This is a genomic window from Thioclava sp. NG1 (assembly GCF_003122275.1).
Lineage (GTDB): Bacteria > Pseudomonadota > Alphaproteobacteria > Rhodobacterales > Rhodobacteraceae > Thioclava > Thioclava nitratireducens.
In genome coordinates this window covers 348,920-368,905 of sequence record NZ_QFBB01000003.1, presented here as the reverse complement: position 1 = coordinate 368,905, position 19,986 = coordinate 348,920, and the positions used below count along the sequence as shown (strand labels likewise).

The 19,986-nt window shown below is 64.6% G+C and carries 22 protein-coding genes and 1 tRNA gene; 14 read left to right on the top strand and 9 right to left on the bottom strand.

Features of this window, described 5'->3' with window-relative positions:
* Positions 1–65 precede the first annotated feature (65 nt).
* Entirely contained in the window at positions 66–944 is an 879-nt protein-coding gene (locus DEM26_RS07325) for a serine hydrolase domain-containing protein (protein WP_233243047.1), read from the bottom strand.
* A 154-nt stretch (positions 945–1,098) separates the two neighbouring features.
* Here DEM26_RS07325 and DEM26_RS07320 point away from each other — a divergent pair, with 154 nt between their 5' ends.
* From DEM26_RS07320 to DEM26_RS07300, 4 genes are all read left to right on the top strand, one after another.
* On the top strand, positions 1,099–1,614 hold the full coding sequence (locus DEM26_RS07320) for a YeeE/YedE thiosulfate transporter family protein (protein ID WP_109172043.1): 516 nt from the start codon (positions 1,099–1,101) through the stop codon (positions 1,612–1,614).
* Entirely contained in the window at positions 1,611–2,255 is a 645-nt protein-coding gene (locus DEM26_RS07315; RefSeq protein ID WP_088718449.1) for a DUF6691 family protein, read from the top strand. The genes DEM26_RS07320 and DEM26_RS07315 overlap by 4 nt, the downstream gene beginning before the upstream one ends.
* Before the next feature lie 41 nt (positions 2,256–2,296).
* The gene (locus tag DEM26_RS20190; RefSeq protein ID WP_146194439.1) at positions 2,297–3,049 is read left to right on the top strand and encodes a fused DSP-PTPase phosphatase/NAD kinase-like protein; all 753 of its coding nucleotides are present in this window, start codon (positions 2,297–2,299) and stop codon (positions 3,047–3,049) included.
* 69 nt (positions 3,050–3,118) lie between these two features.
* Entirely contained in the window at positions 3,119–3,910 is a 792-nt protein-coding gene (locus DEM26_RS07300; RefSeq protein WP_109172042.1) for a DUF6969 family protein, read from the top strand.
* Between the two features lie 9 nt (positions 3,911–3,919).
* Here DEM26_RS07300 and DEM26_RS07295 read toward each other — a convergent pair whose 3' ends face one another.
* Both DEM26_RS07295 and DEM26_RS07290 read right to left on the bottom strand, forming a co-directional pair.
* On the bottom strand, positions 3,920–4,504 hold the full coding sequence (locus DEM26_RS07295; RefSeq protein WP_075775055.1) for an ImuA family protein: 585 nt from the start codon (positions 4,502–4,504) through the stop codon (positions 3,920–3,922).
* Positions 4,505–4,621: 117 nt separating this feature from the next.
* Entirely contained in the window at positions 4,622–5,440 is an 819-nt protein-coding gene (locus tag DEM26_RS07290; protein ID WP_088718452.1) for an alpha/beta fold hydrolase, read from the bottom strand.
* Between the two features lie 327 nt (positions 5,441–5,767).
* Between DEM26_RS07290 and DEM26_RS07285 the strand changes: the two genes are divergently transcribed.
* On the top strand, positions 5,768–5,974 hold the full coding sequence (locus DEM26_RS07285; RefSeq protein ID WP_075775053.1) for a cold-shock protein: 207 nt from the start codon (positions 5,768–5,770) through the stop codon (positions 5,972–5,974).
* Between the two features lie 63 nt (positions 5,975–6,037).
* Here the strand turns inward: DEM26_RS07285 and DEM26_RS07280 are convergent, their stop codons facing one another.
* Positions 6,038–6,649, bottom strand: a complete 612-nt coding sequence (locus tag DEM26_RS07280) for a thioredoxin family protein (RefSeq protein WP_109172041.1) — start codon at positions 6,647–6,649, stop codon at positions 6,038–6,040.
* 296 nt (positions 6,650–6,945) lie between these two features.
* Entirely contained in the window at positions 6,946–9,696 is a 2,751-nt protein-coding gene (gene acnA, locus DEM26_RS07275; RefSeq protein WP_075775052.1) for an aconitate hydratase AcnA, read from the bottom strand.
* Positions 9,697–9,978: 282 nt separating this feature from the next.
* Between acnA and DEM26_RS07270 the strand changes: the two genes are divergently transcribed.
* From DEM26_RS07270 to DEM26_RS07245, 6 genes are all read left to right on the top strand, one after another.
* Entirely contained in the window at positions 9,979–10,845 is an 867-nt protein-coding gene (locus DEM26_RS07270; protein ID WP_233243046.1) for a DUF1223 domain-containing protein, read from the top strand.
* 181 nt (positions 10,846–11,026) lie between these two features.
* Positions 11,027–11,380, top strand: a complete 354-nt coding sequence (gene rpsF / locus DEM26_RS07265; protein WP_075775050.1) for a 30S ribosomal protein S6 — start codon at positions 11,027–11,029, stop codon at positions 11,378–11,380.
* Positions 11,381–11,402: 22 nt separating this feature from the next.
* Positions 11,403–11,627, top strand: a complete 225-nt coding sequence (rpsR, locus tag DEM26_RS07260) for a 30S ribosomal protein S18 (RefSeq protein ID WP_038073027.1) — start codon at positions 11,403–11,405, stop codon at positions 11,625–11,627.
* Between the two features lie 12 nt (positions 11,628–11,639).
* Entirely contained in the window at positions 11,640–12,263 is a 624-nt protein-coding gene (gene rplI, locus DEM26_RS07255) for a 50S ribosomal protein L9 (protein WP_075775049.1), read from the top strand.
* A 207-nt stretch (positions 12,264–12,470) separates the two neighbouring features.
* Entirely contained in the window at positions 12,471–13,634 is a 1,164-nt protein-coding gene (locus tag DEM26_RS07250; RefSeq protein WP_088718454.1) for a YihY/virulence factor BrkB family protein, read from the top strand.
* An 83-nt stretch (positions 13,635–13,717) separates the two neighbouring features.
* Complete coding sequence (locus tag DEM26_RS07245) at positions 13,718–14,008, top strand: hypothetical protein (protein ID WP_088718455.1); 291 nt, start codon at positions 13,718–13,720, stop codon at positions 14,006–14,008.
* A gap of 97 nt (positions 14,009–14,105) precedes the next feature.
* Here the strand turns inward: DEM26_RS07245 and tig are convergent, their stop codons facing one another.
* The 3 genes from tig to DEM26_RS07230 all read right to left on the bottom strand — a co-directional run bounded on the left by tig (position 14,106) and on the right by DEM26_RS07230 (position 17,085).
* On the bottom strand, positions 14,106–15,434 hold the full coding sequence (gene tig / locus DEM26_RS07240; protein WP_075775047.1) for a trigger factor: 1,329 nt from the start codon (positions 15,432–15,434) through the stop codon (positions 14,106–14,108).
* A 513-nt stretch (positions 15,435–15,947) separates the two neighbouring features.
* On the bottom strand, positions 15,948–16,883 hold the full coding sequence (locus DEM26_RS07235) for a hypothetical protein (RefSeq protein WP_109172040.1): 936 nt from the start codon (positions 16,881–16,883) through the stop codon (positions 15,948–15,950).
* Positions 16,884–17,001: 118 nt separating this feature from the next.
* A tRNA-Leu gene (locus DEM26_RS07230) sits at positions 17,002–17,085 on the bottom strand.
* Between the two features lie 173 nt (positions 17,086–17,258).
* Between DEM26_RS07230 and DEM26_RS07225 the strand changes: the two genes are divergently transcribed.
* Together DEM26_RS07225 and DEM26_RS07220 are read left to right on the top strand one after the other, a co-directional pair.
* Positions 17,259–17,798: a Hint domain-containing protein gene (locus tag DEM26_RS07225; protein WP_157771585.1), complete on the top strand. Its 540-nt coding sequence runs from the start codon at positions 17,259–17,261 to the stop codon at positions 17,796–17,798.
* Between the two features lie 210 nt (positions 17,799–18,008).
* Positions 18,009–18,740 carry a Crp/Fnr family transcriptional regulator gene (locus DEM26_RS07220; RefSeq protein ID WP_088718458.1) on the top strand — a complete coding sequence of 244 codons (732 nt, stop codon included), beginning with the start codon at positions 18,009–18,011 and terminating at the stop codon, positions 18,738–18,740.
* A 6-nt stretch (positions 18,741–18,746) separates the two neighbouring features.
* Here DEM26_RS07220 and DEM26_RS07215 read toward each other — a convergent pair whose 3' ends face one another.
* Positions 18,747–19,502 carry a Crp/Fnr family transcriptional regulator gene (locus DEM26_RS07215; protein ID WP_109172039.1) on the bottom strand — a complete coding sequence of 252 codons (756 nt, stop codon included), beginning with the start codon at positions 19,500–19,502 and terminating at the stop codon, positions 18,747–18,749.
* Positions 19,503–19,717: 215 nt separating this feature from the next.
* Here DEM26_RS07215 and DEM26_RS07210 point away from each other — a divergent pair, with 215 nt between their 5' ends.
* Positions 19,718–19,921: a hypothetical protein gene (locus DEM26_RS07210; protein WP_088718460.1), complete on the top strand. Its 204-nt coding sequence runs from the start codon at positions 19,718–19,720 to the stop codon at positions 19,919–19,921.
* Positions 19,922–19,986: the final 65 nt, after the last annotated feature.

Here is a 19,986-nt window from a genome sequence, read left to right as displayed (position 1 = left end):
GGTGGAGCGATAAACGGAAATCCACCTAGGGAGCGCATGCGCCCACCCAGGGTCGGGCGCAGCCCTCACCGCCCCACCACGAGCTTTGCCACTGCGATCTCCGCCGGCCCCTCGAAGGGGCCATGCGTGAAGGCGGCGACGGTGCGGCCTGTCTTGGGGCAGTGATAGACGGCGTTGGCGCTGAACGGCCCCGCGCCGGAATGGCCGAAAACGCGCGTCTCGCCCCAGTCGCCGCACATCAGCCCCAGCCCGTAGCCATGCCGCGTCCAAGGTCGCTCCGGCAGCGCGCCGCCCAGCTCGCGACAGGCGGTCATGCGGGCGAATGCGTCTTGCGAGAGCAGATCGCTCAGCCCGCGCAACAGCCGCGCCGCATCGCCCGCCGTGCCGATCAGCGTGCGGTGATAGACCCAGCCGGGATGGTAGTCGCGCGCCTCGGGCCAGTGAAGTTCTGCGAAATCGGCAGGCGCCTCCGCGAGCCGCACGCTTTCAAGCCCCAACGGTCCAGCGATCCGGTCTCGTACCAGCTCCGCGAGGCTCCGGCACGCTGCCCGTTCGATCGCCTCGCGGGCGAGCATGTAACCGAGGTTGGAATAGCGCCACTCGTCGCGCGAGTGCTGCGCCAAAACCCGTGCCACCAGCAGATCGCGCGGCCACGGTGCGCGTCCGGCGGCGACATCGGCGTGATAGTCGGGCAGGGTGCCGTAATCGGGCAGGCCCGCGCTGTGGTCGAGCAGACGGGCGAGGGTGATGCCACCGGGCAGCTCCGGCAGGTCGAGCGGCGCGCGCAGGTCGAGCCACCCCTCGGCCTCGAGCATCAGCGCCAGAGCCGCAATCACCGGTTTGGTAAAGCTCCAATAGGGAAAAAGCCGCCCCCCCGACCGCGCCAATTCGCAGCGACCGTCGCGATCAATCGTCGCGGTGAAGGAGGCGGGGGATTGGGGCAAGGCTTTGGCTTTCGGTGGTTTTCTCTGGCGGGCGGGTAGGGTGCCTTCCGACAATATGTCATTTGCCGCATTGCAGCGGTTAAAAATGTTGAAACGGTTCGGGTGTGTTGTATCATCATCTTTGAATATGATTATGGGAGGATCGGAGGTTTTCATGAGAGACGCTCCAAAACCATTCTGGTCACCGCTCGCCGCCGGCACTGCGCTCGGCCTCGCGTTGCTGTTGACCTTCATCGTGACCGGGCACGGGCTCGGCGCATCCGGCTTCGTGACCCGCTTCGCGGCGCAGGCCAATGACTGGATCGCCCCGCAGGCGACCGCCGGCAATTCCTATTTCGGTCCTTTCATGGCGGCAGGCAGCCCGCTTCTGAGCTGGATCACCTGGGAAGTGGTGGGCGTCCTGATCGGGGCGTGGCTCGGCGCGAAAGGCGCGGGCCGGATCTCGGTCAAGGTTGAGCGCGGGCCGCGCACCAGTTCCGGCAATCGCCTCGTCTATGCGCTGCTGGGCGGCGCGCTGGTGGGTTTCGGCGCGCGTCTGGCGCGCGGCTGCACCTCGGGTCTGGGTCTGTCGGGCAGCGCGACGCTCGCCGTGGCGGGCTTCGTCTTCCTGATCGGCTTCTTCGCGGCGGGCTTCGCCGTCTCCATGATGATGCGGAGGATCTGGCAATGAGCATCCCTCTTTACGATAGCGGCATAGCCTCGGGCCTCCTGTCGGGCATCCTGTTCGGCTATGCGCTGGAAGCGGCGGGCTTCGGCTCTCCGCGCAAGCTGACGGGGCAGTTCACGCTGCGCGACTTCTCGGTCTTCAAGGTGATGTTCACCGCGGTGATCGTCTGCGCCGTGGGGCTCTACGTGCTGCGGACGATGGGCTGGATGGGCCCGGCCGCGGTCTTCATCCCGACGCTCTTCTTCTGGGCGATCCTGCTGGGCGGCGTCTTCATCGGCGCGGGATTTGCTGTGGGCGGCTATTGCCCGGGCACCTCCGTGGTCGGTGTGGCCTCGGGCCGGATCGACGCGGTGGTCTTCGCGATCGGCATGGTGCTCGGCACCTCGGTCTTCGCCTGGGTGTTCGACCCGATCAAGGATTTCTACCTCGCAGGTCAGGGGCCGACGGCGCAGACCCTGCCGCAGCTCTTCGGGCTGCCGGAATGGGTGATCCTGCTGGCGCTGATCATCATCGCCGCTGTGGGCTTCCGCCTCGGCACGATCCTCGAGCGGTCGCGTGGCGGTCCGTTCACCGCCGAAGAGGTCTGCGCCCCGGATGACGAGGCCGACGAGTTCGCCCTGACATCAGCAAACGCGCGTGGGTAACCAGTATTAACACGGACGATAGCCTAGGGAGGACAAAGTCCATGAAACTGCACAAGAAACGCAAGAGCCTGTTGCGCGCCGCGATGGTGCCGGTGACGGCGGTCGCGATGAGCGCCGCGGTTCCCGCCACCTCCAGCGCGCAGGCGACCAACCCCTGTGCGCCGGCGGTCGCGAACCCCTGCGCTCCGGCCAACCCTTGCGCTCCGGCGGCGGCCAACCCCTGCGCGCCCGCCGCGGCGAACCCCTGCGCCCCCTCGGCGGCAAAGGCTGCGGATGCGGGCAACGACGCGGCACCGATGGCCAGCGGGCCCTATGACACTACCGTCAAGGCCACGCAGGCGCCCTATGGCGACAAGATGCCCCCGATCGTCGACAACTACCTGCGCGCGACGCCCTATGTCGGCACCGGTGGCTTCATCGACCCGACGGGCATCCCGATGCTTAAGATGCTCGGCTTCAAGACCGTCGTGAGTCTGCTCAAGCCTGACGAGGGCGCGCCGAACGAGGGCGATCTCGTGCAGAAGGCCGGGATGAACTATATCCAGATCTCCGTGCCGACCAAGGCGCCGAGCGAGGAACAGGTCGCCGAATTCGCGAAGATCGTCGAAGACCCGGCGAACTACCCGATCCTGCTGCATTGCGAGAGCGCGAACCGCGTGGGCGCGATGTGGGCGCTCTACCGTGCCTCGAAAGGCGTTCCGAACGAGATCGCCGTGCAGGAAGGCCGCCAGATTGGTCTGAAGACCTCGCGTGAACCGGCTGTGCGTGAGATGCTCGGCATGGAGCCGCTCTGAGCGCAGATGCCGCGATGACAAGGACGGGGTCAGCGCCTAGGCTGGCCCCGTTCGCATGAGGAGAGACCGATGACGCGACCCGAAACATCCTCCGAGATGTCACCCGACAGTGCCAACCCGGCGACGCCAGCGCCCACGCTGCGCATCGCCGATCCGGGGATCGAGGGGCTGCCTCGTGCCCGACTGGAAGAGATGCATGACGCGGCCGAGACCGTGCTCGAATGCGAGACGGTGCTGGCGAAATCGGGAATGAGCGTCGTCTCGGAAGTGCTGCGCGGGCAGGGGGATTTCCTTGTCTGGTCGCGCTACCCGCAGGGCGATGTCTTCGATACCGAGACGCATTGCCACTATTTCTACCATGCCCATGACGCGCGCGAGATGGCCGAGGGAGAGAACGGGCATTTCCACCTGTTCATGCGCCCCGAAGGGATCATTCCGGAGTTGGAGCCGTGGGATCTGCCCGGTGCGAAAATCCCCGAGGACAGGTCCGCGCGCTTCGTCCATATCGGCGCGATCAGCGTGGATGCGAAGGGCCGGGCGATCCGCATTTTCACCACCAATCGCTGGGTGACGGACGAATGCCTCTATCGCGCCGAAGACATGATCCGGCTGCTCGATCATTTCGCGATCGAACTGGCGCATCCGAACTGGGCGGTGAACCTTTGGCTGAGCGCGATGGTCACGCTCTACCGGCCGCAATTCGCCGCACTCCTGCGCGCCCGCGATGCACAGATCGAGGCGTGGCTGGCAGATCATCCGGGCAGCGAGGTGCTGGAAGATCGCGGCTTGCAGAATATCAGCCAATGGCCCGTCGATCCGGTCGCCCAGATCGGCGCGATCGAGGACAAGCTCGACCTCTGAAGCGCAGCGCTACACCGGTACGCTCGACGGTGCGCAGTCATTGACCGACAGGATCTCGGGCGTGCGGGTCTTCGCGTTCCACTCCACCTCCCAGGCGCGGCAGGGGCCGGATTTGTTCTTCAGCTGCCGCCAGCGCAGACGCGGCGAGTCCACGCCCTCGCGCAGCAGCTTGTCGTAAATCGGCATCGCGTGCCAGCGCGTCTCCGCCGCGTTCGAGCCGCCATCGGGCAGGATCAGGCACAGCCCCGTCGCGCGGCCCTCCTTGGCGGCCAGTTGCAGCCGCCGCCCCGCCGTCAGCCCGATCTCGCGCGGCAATTCCCCGATCACAAGCGGCACCGAGCCGTCGCGCAGCGCCTCTTCCATCACCGCGAGCGTGTCGGTCTGGTCCTTGCCGCGCGCCAGCAGAAGCCGCCCGGGGTCGAAGAAGCTCACCAGACCGCGCGGATTGAGCCCTTCGCGGCGATGGCGTTCGTTCACCCAGAGGATCGGCCCCGTGGTGCTGGCGCAGACCGCGCAGGCGAAGCTTGTGGTGCCCATGCCGCAGACCTCATGGGTGCGGCCTTCGCGCAGGGGGAAAGGGTGGGGCGTGGTCATCGGGTCGCAGCGACAGAGAGGGGTGGTGAAAACAAAACATGAACATTTTAGACAATAGAAACCCGGCCCGCAAGGGATCGCGGGCCGGACTGATAGAAGGCCGAAGCCCGGGGGGCGTTACTTCAGGAACTCCATCAGCGCGATGTTGAACTCTTCCGAATGGGTGACGTTGCAGCCATGCGGCGCGCCCTTGATCGTGAAGAACTGGCTGTCGGGGATCGCCTTGTAGGTCCGCGCGGCCGAGCCTTCGAGCGGAACGATCTCGTCGCTGTCGCCGTGAATCACCAGAACCGGCACCCGCACGGCCTCCAGGTCGGCGCGAAAATCGGTCGTGCCGAACGCTTCCATGCAGCCGAGCGCCGCGCTCTGGTCGGACTGGTTGCACAGCGTTACCGCCTTTTCGCAATCCTCGTCCGAGGCCTTGAGCTCTCCGCCGGCGCTGTAGAAAGTCTCTACGAATTGCGGGAAGAAGCTCTCGCGCCCATCACGCAGGCCCTGCTCCATCTCCTCGGCGGCCTCCTTGGTCAGCGGGCCGTCGGGGTTGTCGTCACTCTGCATCAGATAGGGGGTCACGGCGGAGGCGAACACAGCGGCGCGCAGCCTGCCTTCGCCGTGATTGCGGATGTAGCGCGCGACTTCGCCGCCGCCCATCGAGAAGCCCACCAGTGTCACGTCATGCAGATCCATCGCCGTGATGAGGGCATCGAGATCGGCGGCGAGCGTGTCGTAATCGAAGCCCTCGGTGGGTTTTTCCGCCAGACCGAAGCCTCGGCGGTCATAGGTGATGACGCGGTGGCCGGCGTCGAGCAGGGCCGGGACCTGCCGTTCCCACGCCTTGCCCGAGAGCGGCCAGCCGTGGATCAGGACCACGGGCCGACCCGAGCCGCCATGGTCGATTGCGTTGAGTTGGCCGGGGCCAAGCGGAGCTGCTGTCATGGGGGTCCTCCTGGGTCTTCAGCGACTGAAGATCTCTGTGTTCGCTAGGGAGTAACGCGGGCGCCTTGGCAAAGGTCCAAAATCTCTTCGATTTCTCGCCCGGACCGGCGTCGGCGGGAAGCCGCGCGTCGCCGTCGAAGATATTGGGTGCGCAAGGAGGCGCGCCCGCTTTGACGATTGCAATTTTCGCCCGTTCGCCTTATGTCTTCTCTCGCTATGTTTGATTCCCAGATGCACTGTCTCCTTACGGCTTCAGTTTGCTTTCAAGAACTGACTACGCCGAGCTGACGCATTTCGCAGGCAGCATAATTTAATAGGAGACTCACGATGGCCGAAGGCACCGTGAAATGGTTCAATAGCACCAAGGGTTATGGCTTCATCGCACCGAACGATGGCGGCAAGGACATCTTCCTTCACATCTCCGCCGTTGAGCGCGCTGGCATCCAGCGTCTCGATGACGGTCAGAAAGTGACCTACGATCTGGAAACCGGCCGTGACGGCCGCCAGTCGGCAGGTAACCTCGCGCTCGCGTAAGCTGAGCCCGTGTGACGGTTTGAGACGGCCCGTGCAATCGCGCGGGCCGTTTTCATTTGGCTCTTACCAGACGTCCGGGTCGATGCCCTTAGCGCTGAGTTCAGAGAATTTGTCCTGCAAGAAGCGCTGGAACGGCTGATCGGCATAGGCGCCGCTGGCCACGTATTCGAGTCCCGCCAGATGATGGAAGGGCTTGAAATAGCCCGGCATTCTGAAGGCTTCGGCCTCGCGCACGGATTGCGCGCCTGCGTTCGCGGCGGGGATCAGCACCTGCGTCGGCGTGAAGTTCACCGCCCATTTCTGCGCCAGCGCGCGCTCCTCCAAGGCCTCGCCGTCGAAATCGGTGACCTCGCGCGCGCCCCAGAGATCGAGCTGCACCACCAGATAGCTCTTCTCGATCAGCCCGGTAATCTCTGGCTTGGCGAAATTCACCAGATGCATCTCGCGGCAATAGGGGCAGCCGCGCTGCTCGAAGAGCACCATCAGCCCCTTGCCCTGATCCGCAGCCTCCTGAAGATCCTCTCCCAGATCGAGGAACCCTTCGTGGAAGAAGGGCTGCCGGTAGAGCCCGCCATCGCCCATCACCGCCTCGGCCTGCACGGGCCGCGCGCCTCCCAACGCGCCTCCCGCCGTCATCGCTCCGACCGTCAGGGCCAACATCTCGCGTCTGTTCATCGCGTCGCCCTCCCTTCGTGAGAGGCCGAGTATAGCACAGACCGGGCGAATGGCGGGAATCGCGCGCTGAGGGCCGCGCCCGACCTCGGGTGGGCGCTCGTGAGATGTGGGCGAGGGAACTTTATTTCTCCGTCGCCCCGACGGCCTAGTCTCAGTGGTGCAGCGCAGTCGCGCCCTCCCGGGGGGGAGGTCGGGCGCGGCCCGGGCTGGACGCCCGGGCGAAAGTCGGATCGCTCCTCCCGAACGAAAAAGGCCCCGCGCTCGCGGGGCCTTCTCCAATCTCGTGACCGTCAGCCTCAGGCTTTGGCGAGGTTGCGCAGCACGTAGTGCAGCACGCCGCCGTTCTTGAGGTATTCGATCTCCACCGCGGTATCGATCCGGCTTTTGAGCTTGATCTCCTTGGTGGTGCCGTCCTTGTAGGTGATGGTGCAAGGCACGATCGACTGCGGCTTGATTTCGCCTTCCAGACCTTCGATCGAGACCTCTTCTTCGCCGGTCAGGTTCAGATCCTTGCGGGTCTGGCCTTCGGTGAACTCGAAGGGGATCACGCCGAAGCCGACGAGGTTGGAGCGGTGGATACGCTCGAAGCTCTCCGCGATCACGGCCTTGACGCCGAGCAGGTTGGTGCCCTTCGCCGCCCAGTCGCGCGAGGAGCCTGCGCCATATTGCTCGCCACCGAAGATCACCAGCGGCTTGCCGGCTTTCTCATAGGCCATCGCCGCGTCGAAGATCGTGGTCTGCTCGCCGTCGGGGCCCTTGGTGAAGCCGCCCTCGACGCCGTCCAGCATCTCGTTCTTGATGCGGATGTTGGCGAAGGTGCCGCGCATCATGACTTCGTGGTTACCACGGCGCGAACCGTAGCTGTTGAAGTCCTTCGGCGCGACCTGACGCTCGACCAGATATTTCCCGGCCGGGGTGTCGGGCTTGAACGAACCCGCCGGCGAGATGTGGTCGGTGGTCACGAAATCGCCCAGCACGGCGAGGATGCCCGCGCCCTTGATGTTCGAGATCGTGCCTGCTTCCGGCGACATGCCTTTGAAGTAGGGCGGGTTCTGGATGTAGGTCGAGCTGGCGGGCCAGTCATAGGTTTCGCCGCCTTCGACTTCCACAGCCTGCCACTTCTCGTCGCCCTTGAAGACGTCGGCGTATTTCGACTGGAACTTCTCGCGGGTGACGACCTTCTCGACGAGATCGGCGATCTCCTTGTCGGTCGGCCAGATGTCTTTCAGGTAGACGTCCTTGCCATCCGGCGTCTGGGCGATCGGCTCGCTCGACAGGTCGATGTTCATGTCGCCAGCCAGCGCGTAGGCCACCACGAGGGGCGGGGAGGCGAGGTAGTTGGCGCGCACGTCGGGCGAAATCCGGCCTTCGAAGTTCCGGTTGCCCGAGAGCACCGAGGTCGCGATCAGGTCGTTGTCGTTGATCGCCTTCGAGATTTCCGGCTGGAGCGGACCCGAGTTACCGATACAGGTGGTGCAGCCGTAACCCACGAGGTTGAAGCCAACCGCGTCGAGGTCTTCCTGAAGGCCAGCGGCTTCGAGGTATTCCGACACGACCTGCGAGCCAGGTGCCAGCGAGGTCTTCACCCAGGGCTTGCGGTTGAGGCCCAGTTCACGCGCTTTCCGCGCCACGAGGCCCGCGCCGATCAGCACGTAGGGGTTCGAGGTGTTGGTGCAGGACGTGATCGAGGCGATCACCACCGAGCCGTCGCGCAGCTCGTAATCCTCGCCTTCGACCTTGGCGGTCTTGCCGATCGAGACCGACTTGGTCGCGGCCGGGCCTTCGTCGGCCATGTCCTTGGCGTCTTCCGAGATGTCGATGCCGCGATAGTCGGCCACGACGTTCTCGAAGGCGTCGGCCGCCTTGGTCAGCGCGACATAGTCTTGCGGACGCTTCGGGCCCGAGATCGCCGGAACGATGGTGTTCATGTCCAGCTCGAGCGTCGAGGAGTAGATCGGCGCGTAATCCGCGTCGCGCCACATGCCGTTTTCCTTGGCATAGGCTTCGACCAGCGCGATGCGGTCCTTGTCGCGGCCCGTCTGCTCGAGATAGCGCAGGGTTTCGTCATCGACCGGGAAGAAGCCGCAGGTCGCGCCGTATTCGGGGGCCATGTTGGCGATGGTCGCGCGCTGCGCCAGCGGCAGGTGGTCGAGGCCGTCGCCGTAGAATTCGACGAACTTGCCGACCACGCCATGGGCGCGGAGCATCTCGACGACCTTCAGCACGAGGTCGGTGCCGGTGGTGCCTTCGACCATCGCGCCGGTCAGCTTGAAGCCCACGACTTCCGGGATCAGCATCGAGATCGGCTGGCCGAGCATGCCGGCTTCAGCTTCGATACCGCCCACGCCCCAGCCGAGAACGGCCGCGCCGTTGACCATGGTGGTGTGGCTGTCGGTGCCCACGAGCGTGTCGGGATAGGCGACTTCGGTGCCGTCCTGATCCTTGTCGGTCCAGACGGTCTGGGCGAGGTATTCGAGGTTCACCTGGTGGCAGATGCCGGTGCCCGGCGGAACCACGCGGAAGTTCTCGAACGCGGTCTGGCCCCACTTGAGGAACTTGTAGCGCTCGATGTTGCGCTCGTATTCGCGGTCAACGTTCATCTGGAACGCGCGCGGGTTGCCGAATTCGTCGATCATGACCGAGTGGTCGATCACGAGGTCGACGGGCACGAGCGGGTTGATCTTCTGCGCGTCGCCACCCAGACCCTTGATGCCATCACGCATCGCGGCGAGGTCGACCACGGCGGGAACGCCGGTGAAGTCCTGCATCAGCACGCGGGCGGGGCGGTAGGCGATCTCGCGCGGGTTTTTGCCGCCCTTCTCGGCCCATTCGCCGAAGGCCTTGATGTCGTCGGTCGAGATCGTGAAGCCGTTATCCTCGAACCGCAGAAGGTTCTCCAGAACCACCTTCAGCGAGGCGGGCAGCTTCGAGAAATCACCCAGGCCAGCCTCGGTGGCGGCGGGGATCGAGTAATAAGCATAGGTCTTCGAGCCGACGCTGAGTTCGCGGCGGGTCTTCGCGGTATCCTTACCGGTAACGATGGGCATGAGAATGGCCTCCCTTCAAGGGTCCTAAGGGTGTCGCTGGCGTGTGTTTGCCCCAAGCGCGCGATCCGTTCAAGAGGGTCGGACCATTTTTTGTATACCGTTGCACACAAAAGCGGCCTCTCAGGCGACCTCGCGTCACTTTGATCCAATCCCGAGCCGGATACGTTTGATTTATATCGTTTTGCGCGTTCGGACAGAAAGAAAACTCTCAAAACATTGATTAGGCATGGCCAGAGCGGAAACGCTAAGTATAAAGACGGCGAATTGAGGAGAATTTTTCGAGTGCGCGCAGGACGTTTGACCGCGATCGGAGCTGCATGTGCCGTGGGGCTGGTCAGCTCCGCGGTAATCGCTTGTGCGCAAGGGGCGGCAGATGCGCCGCCTGGGATGCGTCTCGATGCGTCCGGGGCGCTGCTCGATCAGATGGCGCCTGCCAAATCCGAGCCCTCCGCCAAGGCTGCGCCCGCGAATCCCGACCCGAATGACGACGAGGAGAAAAACCCCGTCGTGGTCGAGCTTTATACCTCGCAGGGTTGTTCGTCCTGCCCGCCGGCGGACGCGCTTCTCAAGGAGCTTGCCGACCGCGACGACGTGATCGCGCTGGCGTTGCATGTCGACTACTGGGACTACCTCGGCTGGAAGGATCCCTTCGGAAAGCCGGAATTCTCCGCGCGCCAGAAATCCTATGCGATCGCCGCCGGTGAGCGCACGGTCTACACGCCGCAGATGATCATCGCCGGCCGCGAGACGCTGGTCGGACCGCAGAAAGCGGCGCTCAACAATGCGATCCTGCGCGAGACCGATGTCCATCCCGAGGTCGATCTGAAGATCACCGGTGAGGGCGATCATTACGAGATCGAGCTGACCCCGGTCGACGCGCTGGAGACGCCCGCAATGGTGCAGCTCGTGCGCTACAATCCCTCCGCCACGGTCGACATCCTGCGCGGCGAGAATGCCGGGCGCACGGTGACCTACAAGAACATCGTCACCAGCCTGACCGGAATCGCCGAATGGGACGGGCGCAAGCCGGTTACGCTCTCGGTCGATGTCGACGGGGACGCGCCCGCGGTGGTGATCGTTCAGGAATCCCTGGCGAGCGAACATGGCCCGCTGCCCGGTCCCATCCTCGCCGCGGGTGAGCTGGACTGAGCCGGGCAGGGCAGGGCGCAAATGCGCCCCGCAGGCCCCCGGATTTTTCCTTGCATCCCTGCGCCCATCCCGTATAAGGCCGCATCTTCCGCGTTTGCTATGAACCGGCGGAGCCTCTCGTGTTGGGATGCGGAAGTATCATCGCCCAACGTTGAAGCCGCCTCGAAATACAGGAGTTCGCATGCCGCTTTACGAGCATGTCCTCATCGCGCGTCAGGATCTGTCCAACGCGCAGGCCGAAGGCCTTGTCGAACATTTCTCCACGGTCCTGTCGGACAACGGCGGCAAAGTCGTCGATTCCGAGTACTGGGGCGTGAAGACCATGGCCTACAAGATCAACAAGAACCGCAAGGGTCACTACGCCTACCTGCGCACCGACGCCCCGTCGGCCGCCGTGCAGGAAATGGAGCGTCTGGCCCGTCTGCACGACGACGTGATGCGCGTCATGACCATCAAGGTCGACGAGCACGAAGAGGGCCCCTCGGTCCAGATGCAGAAACGCGACGAGCGCGACAACCGTCGCGAGCGCCGTTGATCGGTAGACAGGAGTAGACACCATGGCAAAACCGTTTTTCCGCCGTCGCAAGGTCTGCCCGTTCTCGGGTGAGAACGCGCCGAAGATCGACTACAAGGACACCCGTCTTCTGCAGCGCTACATCTCTGAGCGCGGCAAGATCGTCCCCGCCCGCATCACCGCCGTCTCGGCGAAGAAGCAGCGTGAACTGGCCCGCGCAATCAAGCGCGCCCGTTTCCTCGCCCTGCTCCCCTACGCCGTGAAATAAGGAGACCGACCGATGGAAGTGATCCTTCTCGAACGCGTGGCCAAGCTCGGCCAGATGGGTGACGTCGTCACCGTCAAGGACGGCTTCGGCCGCAACTACCTGCTGCCGCAGGGCAAGGCGCTGCGCGCCAACGAAGGCAACATCAAAGCTTTCGAAGAGCGCAAGGCCCAGCTCGAGGCACGCAACCTCGAAACCAAGAAAGAAGCCGAAGCTCTGGCGTCGAAGCTCGACGGCGAGACCTTCGTCGTGATCCGTTCCGCCTCGGACGGCGGCAACCTCTACGGTTCGGTCACCACCCGTGACGCGGCGAACATCGCCTCCGAGCAGGGCTTCTCGGTCGACCGCAAGCAGGTCATCATCCGCCAGCCGATCAAGGTTCTCGGCCTGCATGACGTCGAAGTGCACCTGCACCCCGAAGTCGTCGCCGAGATCAAGCTCAACGTCGCACGTTCGCCCGAAGAGGCCGAACTGCAGGCGTCGGGCAAGTCGATCCAGGACGTGGCGGCCGAGGAAGAGGCTGCGGCCGAATTCGAGATCGCCGAACTGTTCGACGATATCGGCGGCGCGACCTCCGACGACGACGAGGGCGGCCCCGTTGCCACCCCGGAGTCGGCCGAAGACGACAACAACGCCTGATCGGTCGCTCAGACCCTTCAGTCGAAAGACAGAGAACCGCGCCTTCCGGGGCGCGGTTTTTTCATGCTTGCCTGCGCGGATGCTTCAGCGAATTATGTCTAAAGACATATTCGGGCCGAGACGCGCGGCGCAGATCCCGGAACCGCGTACCGCAATCCGGCGTTGGCCCCTAAATAGCCTCCAGAGCTTTGAAAACAGGGGACGCGCATGACGAAACGACCGGGGCGAAGCCCACGCGACGCGACATCCAGCACACGCGACAGGCTCGTTCAGGCGGGGCTTCTGGGCTTCGGCGCCTACCTCATGTGGCGGCGTTATCAGGAGGATCGGCAGGCCGCGATCCACGGCCCGACCGAAGGCCGCAGCGCGCGGCATATTCCCGCCACCCGCACCGACCGCTACGACCGGCCCGCCGATCGCGCGCTAGGACGTCAGGCAGAAAGCCCCTTCGCAATCCCCCGCGCAGGCTGGAAGGCCATCGTTGCGCGCGCCTATGGCCAGATCGACGAGGATCGCGTGTTGGCCGTGGCGGCGGGCGTGACCTTCTACGCGCTGCTCGCGCTGTTCCCGGCCTTGACCGCAACCGTCTCGATCTACGGCATTTTCGCGGACCGCCAGACCATGCTGCAGGATCTTGACGCGCTGAAGAACGTCGTCCCGCCCGAGGCGCTGAGCCTGATCCGCACCCAACTCGAGCAGTTGATCGGGTCGAGTTCCAACGCGCTCGGTCTCGCCTCGATCTTCGGCATTCTGCTGGCACTCTGGTCGGCCAATGGCGGTGTGAAGGCGATCATCGGGGCGCTCAACGTGGCCTATGGCGAGAGGGAGCGGCGGAGCTTCGTGCAGCTCAATCTCTTCGGGCTGGGCATGACGATTACCGGGGTCGTGATGGTCTGTGCGCTGATCCTCGTGGCGGCGGTGCTGCCGGTCGCGCTGGATTTCATCCCGCTGGGCGGCGCCTTCGACGCGGTGCTGCGCTGGGGACGCTGGCCGGTGATGGCACTGGTGCTGATGGGGATGCTGATGCTTCTCTATCGCTACGCACCCGCGCGCAACGCGCCGCGCTGGATCTGGGTCGTCCCGGGGGCGATCGTTGCCTCGCTGCTCCTGCTGATCGTCTCGGCGGCGTTCTCCTTCTACACCTCGAACTTCGCGAATTACTCGAGCACCTATGGCTCGATCGGCGCGGTGGTGGTGCTGATGATGTGGATCTGGCTTTCGACGACGGCGGTGTTGGTGGGCGCGGAGATCAACTCCGAGGCAGAGCATCAGACGGCGAAGGACAGCACCATTGGCGCGCCGCTTCCCTTGGGCGCGCGCAACGCGGCAGTGGCCGATGCCGTGGCGCCCGCGCCCTCGCGCAAACGCTGAGCGCGGCTGGCCTGAAGCAGGCCCAAAATTCGCCGCTTTTGCAGGGAATCCTCGCAGGGCAAGCAACCTGAAGAGGCCCCGAGATGCGGCTGTTTTCGATCCTGCACTTCGCGCTGACCCACACGATCCTCGTGACCGGCGGGCTTTTGTACCTGCACGATCCCGAGGGCGCGCGCGACCGGCTTGCCTCGGTGGGCGAGGTACTACGCAGCGCGATCCATGACCGGATCGAACCCGGCAACCCGGCGGCGGAACGCACGGCGTCCTTGCAGGTCGACCGGGCCGCGCAGACCCTGCGCGACGTGGCGACCGCGACCGGGCTGCCCTCGCTCATTCCGAGCGCCAAATTCCTGAAGGTGCCGGGCGCAGAGTGACGCGGCGCGACCGCGCTCCGCGCCGGACCACGCCCGGAAACGCAAAAGGCCGCCCCGAAAGGCGGCCTTCGCTAATTTTGGGCTTAGCGCCCGGAGATCACAGCTCGTCGAGCTTCTCGATCTCTTTCTGCAGCTCTTCCTTGGTGACTTCCTTGTCGTCCACCTTGGCTTCACCGGCAATGTAATCGACGACCTTGTCTTCGAAGATCGGCGCGCGCAGCTGCTGCTGCATCTGCGGGTTCTGCTGCACGAATTCGAAGAAGGCGCGCTCCTGACCCGGGTACTGACGTGCCTGGTTCATGATCGCCTGCGTCATCTCGGCGTCGGAGACCTCGATCTCCTGCTTGCGGCCGATTTCGGCGAGCAGCAGGCCAAGACGCACGCGGCGCTCGGCGAGGGTGGTGTGCTCCTCGGTGGTCTCGATCTCGCCGTGGTCATGGCCGTGATCGTCCGGGTTCTCTTCGTGATAGAGCTGGTGGGCGATCTGCTTGGCCTCGGCTTCCACGAGCGAGGGGGGCAGGTCGAACTTCACCTGATCGTCGAGCTGGTCGAGCAGGCCGCGCTTCATCACCTGACGTGCGGCGCCCTGGTACTCGGCTTCGAGACGCTCGGCGACTTGCGCTTTCAGCGCGGCGAGGTCTTCCGCACCGAACTGCTTGGCCATCTCGTCGTCGATCTCGGCAGCCTTCGGCGCCTTCACTTCGTGGACCTTGCACTTGAACAGCGCTTCCTTGCCCGCGAGATGCTCCGCACCGTATTCCTCGGGGAATTTCACGGTCACTTCGACGTCGTCACCGGCTTTCGCGCCAACGAGTTGCTCCTCGAAGCCGGGGATGAACGAGCCCGAGCCGAGCTCCAGCGGGTAGCCTTCGCCCTTGCCGCCTTCGAACGCTTCACCGTCGACGAAGCCTTCGAAGTCGATCACGACCTGATCGCCGTTCTCGGCCTTGCCATCCTTGGCTTCGAAGTTCTTCGCGGTTGCCGCGAGGCTTTCCAGCGCTTCGTTCACTTCACCTTCGTTGGCCTTCACGACCAGACGCTCGAGCTTGACGCCCGAAAGATCGACGTCCGGGATGTCGGGCAGCGCTTCGTACTCGACGGTCACGACCACGTCGTCACCCTCTTTCCAGTTCTCGCCGTCTTTCATCTCGATCTTCGGCTGCATCGCGGGGCGGTCGCCGGTCTTGTCGAAATGCTCGCTCATCGCGCCGTCGACCGATTCCTGCATCGCTTCGCCGAGGATGCGCGGGCCGAATTGCTTGCGCAGCATCGCCATCGGCACCTTACCCTTGCGGAAGCCCTTCATCTCGATCTCGGGCTGCGCTTCGGAAAGCTTCGCGGTGACCTTCTCGTCGAGTTCCTTGGCGGTGATGGTGATCTCGTAGCCGCGCTTGAGGCCGTCGTTCTGGGTCTCGGTGACCTGCATGGTTTGTCCTTTGTCTCTGGGCGCCGCGCGGATCGCGGCCGGTTCTCGAATTTCAGGCGTCCTTCTATTGAGCCTCAGCCATGGTGGCAAGGCGAAAAGGGGCCGCAGAGCGGCCTGCGAGCGGTGAAATGACGTCCGGGCAGGGTGTACGCGTGGGCGAGGGCGGGAACCCTGGATAGGGAGCGGGCAGGGGGCGCTGACGCGACGGAGGAAGGTGCCCCGGTTGGCGCGGCGGGCGATGCGATGAACGTCTGGTGCGCGCGGGCTCGGAAAGCTGCGGCCGGGGCGCACCACCCCACGAAGTCGCTCCGGCCGCGAAACCGGGATTGCGCCAAACCGGCGCACCGTCGTGATCTTCCGCAGCTTCGGAGGGTCCGCCCCCTTGTTCTCGGATCCGAAGCGAGAATGACACGATCTTCCCGAGAGGTAAGCCTAACCGAGAAGTGTTTGAAATTCAGCGGTCATTTTCGGACAGATCGCCCGTCACCCGCCCGCGCAACCCGCCTGTGACTTTCACGCGACAGCGCGATAGGCGCGCTCGACCGCTTCGAACTTCACTGCCTGCCGGCGGAAGTGGGCGCGGATGAAATCGGGCGAGAGCCAGAGCCTGCCGCGTCGGCGCGGCTCTTCCCATCCCAGGTTGCCCGCCTCTTCGGCTTTCTGGACCATGCGCTTGATCTTCGAGACCGAGATCAGGAACTGCTCGGCGAAATCGGCGATGCTGACCCGTTCGAGATAGATGCGCCCGTCCGTTTCGCGCAGATCTCGCAGCATCCGCGTGAGCGCATGCAGCATCATCCCGCCCGTGTCGGAGCCGAGGAAATGCGCCATCGCCGCGGGCGGGGCGTGCCATTCGGGATCGACCCGGATGATCTCGACCATCTGCCGCTGCATCGCGAAGGCGAGGTCGGGGTCGCGCCGGGCCGCGTCCAGCCGCGCGCCGCCATCGAGGATATCGAGACAGTGCAGGTGGCCCTCGCACCAACGCCGCATCCCTTGCTCTGCCAGGGGCGTGGTGGTCACGGGGCGCAGCCGCCCGTCGCCTTTGTACTCGTCCGGCGGGGCGAGCAGCCCATGCGCCTCCATCTCGCCCAGATACTGGCTCAGCGTCTTGCGGTTGATCTCGACATGAGGCGTCAGCGCCGCGAGAAGCCGTCCCGGCGTCAGTTCCGGCGCGCCGGGCTCCATCTTCGCCCTCATCGCCAGCGCGAAACTGGTCTGGCTCACGAGCCAGCGCCGATGCGAAGCCATGTGGCGCGCGATCCGCGGTGTCTGCGCCTGCACGTCGAGCAGCATTGCCGCCACCGCCTGCTGCGCGCCGAAGAAATTCGGATCGGTGGCGATCGTGTCGCGGGTGAGCCCGCGGATGGGAAGGGATGTCTGCGAACCCAAGCCCGGCGACGTGTCTTCGACTGGCCGCCGAGGCGGTGTTTGCGGGCTTTCGACCATCACCTCTCCCACGCATTCGGTCATCCAAGCGGGGGCAATTCCGCCCGCGTAGCCATCTTAAACTAGCGTGCACGCGGGAGAAGGCGAGGGTATGGTAGGAAATTCCGGAGGTTGGGAGTGGTGCGGGTGAAGGGACTCGAACCCCCACGCCAAAGGCGCCAGAACCTAAATCTGGTGCGTCTACCAGTTCCGCCACACCCGCATCAGGGGCGTAATAGCAACAGCTTGCGGGTACGGAAAGAGGAAGATGCGATTTTGCTCGTCTTAACGTGTTGGTGAGAGTTAGCCTTTACGCAACGGCACGCCAGAGGCCGAGGTTACGAGTGGGCAAGAGCAGGTATCGCCATGGGACAGGCGCCACGGCGGGGGAATGGCATGGCCATGCTCCGCCAGATCATCGAATCCAATCCACGTCACGCTCTTCCGGGCCCGGCCGGTCCGGAGGTGGCAGCGCGCACCTCGCCTTTGGAGATGCGCAAACCGAAGCCGGATCTCAGCGCCGGGATCGCCGCCGGGGCACGGGTCTACACGCTGGACGGAGCGATTCCCGTGGAGTTTCTCGAGCCCGGCGACCGGATCGTGACCCGTAGCGGGACCTGCAGGCTCAAGGCGCTGCGGGCCGGCGATTACGTGGGCGCGCTGATCCGCATCTCGCCCGGCGCGCTTGGCCATGATCGCCCCGGCGCGCCGCTCATCATCGCGCAGGGCGCGCAGTTGATGATGCGCGACTGGCGGGTGCAGGTGATCTACGGCAAGCGCGAGGCGCTTCTGCCTGCGCAATCGGTCGTCGACGGGCATTATGTCACGCTAGGGCAAGGTCGCGCGCGGCTCTTCGTGCTGGAATTCGAGACGCCCGAGGTGATTTATGTCGATGGCGTGGAAATGGCCGCCGCGGTCGCAGGCGTCGAGGCCTGATCCGCACGCGATTTCGACCGATATCCGCCGGTATCAAGGGGGGTGATGCGCTTCGCCGTCACATTCGTGGTAGCATTTCGATGCTACCGCTCACGATCAAGCGCGTGTGTTGACAGGGGCGTATGTCATTTGCTTAGCTCGATCGTGCACCAGAGGACGAGTGCGCAGCGTGGCTGCGAAGAGTGTGGGTAAACCCTTTTGGAGATTGCGATGACGGCACCTTTGCGAAATGCAGAGGCGATCTTGCATTGCGCGGGTTGCACCGCTCGCAACCAAGGCGTCTGCGGATCCCTATCGGATCGTGCTCTGGCGAGGGTCGCCGAACGGGCGCGCAAGATTTCCTGCGCGGCCAATGAGCGGCTCTGCGAAGAAGACGTCAGCTGCGAGCACATCGCGCTGGTGCAGCGCGGCATGCTGCGGATGCAGAGCCATTCGCTCGCCGGGCGTCGCAAGATCACCGGTCTGGTCAGCCCGGGCGATAGCATCGGCCAGCTTCTCAACGGCCATCGGGACACCGCGATCGAAGCGGTGATCGATACGGATCTGTGTCTCTTCGAAGCCGCGACTTTCGCGCAGCTCATCGATCAGGAGCCCGAACTGCGCCGGGCGCTGTGCCGTCAGGCGGAAAGCTGGGTCGAGAAGGCGCGGCGGTTGAGCTGGCTTCTCGGCGCCTTCGCGCCGGCGGCGCGGCTGCGCGCGCTGCTTCTGCTGTCGCGCCATATCATGCCTTGGCAGGCCTTGCCCGATGGCGGCGGCGTCTTGACCATGCTGCTGCCGCGTCAGGACATCGCCGATCTGCTCGCCACGACGCAGGAGACCGTCAGCCGGTCGCTGCACCAGTTCCAGAAGGACGGGCTGATCGACATCCTGAACACCCGCCAGTTCCGGCTCAACGATCTCGACGCGCTGGCCGCGGGGCTGGAGGAGCTTCTGGCGAGCTGAGTGCGCTCAGGCGTCGCGCATCTCCAGTGAATTGCCGGAAATATCGACGAGCGTTCCGAGATTCGAGATCTCGATATCGTAGGGTGTAACGATCCGGATCGCGCCCTCGCGTTCAAGCTGATGAAATGCCCGGCTCAGCGATTCCGGCGAGGTGCCGAGCAAATGGGCGATATCGACCCGCTTGATATGGATATGCAGGCCGAGCCGGATGTTGTCTCGCGCGCAGCTTTCGAGAGCGCGGTATTTGTGGCGGCTCAGGATGATCAGGAGCGAGGCGAGCCGCTCGACGACTTTCGAACTGCCGAGCACCATCACCCATTCGCGCGCCGCGTCGAGCTCGTCGAGGATGCTCAGCAGGAACAGCCGCTCCGCCGCGTGAGAACGCGCGAGGATCGCTTCGAATTTCTGTCGGTCGCAGGTCAGGACCGCGCCATCGCTGAGCGCCTCGATCCGGTAGCCCGACGGGCCGTTGAAGGCGCGTCCGAACATGTCGGACGGCGTGATCAGCCCGATGATGTGGCGATGCCGATCCTGCAGCGTTTTCGACATCGCGAGAAACCCGTCCGCGACGAAGCCGATCCGGTCGGCGACTTCGCCATCCTCGATCAGCACGTCGCCCGGCGCGAAACGGATACTCTGCCAGAGCGGTATCATCTCGGTGCGCAGCTCCGGCGGCAGCGCGTCCAGCAGACGCTGCAATTTGCCCTGCGCCACTACGCCCTCTATCTCGATCCGCTTTCCGGACTTCGAGTGTTCGTTCATCGCGTCTCGTCTCCCTGTCGCAGGGGAGAGCTTAGTCGGGGTGAGGTTCGGATGCGAGGGCCGCGGGGGCGAAAAACCGTGTTGCGCCAGCCTTTTCAGCGTCTTTCCACACGAAGTTGCAGGAAATTCGCGCTATGCGCCTAGCACGTTGATCAACATCAAGGAATCGCGCCGCGGATTGGAGCTTAGATGAACTGCAACAAAAGGAGAGACGGATGAAGAACTGGCTTATCATTCTGGGCGCGACCGCCGCTCTGGCCGGGTGCGATATGATGACGGGGCCCGCTGGGACCGACGCAGTCGACACTCCCGAAGCCGCCATGGCGGCCCCGGCCACCGCTCCGGCGGATGCGACGGACACGGCACCGGGCGCGCGCAACGGAAACCAGAACCAATCGCGCGAGCAGATGGCGCAATAAGCTGCAACGGGCGGCGAGGGGCCTCTGCCTTTCGCCGCCCGAAACTTTCGCGCCGCGTGCCCCCC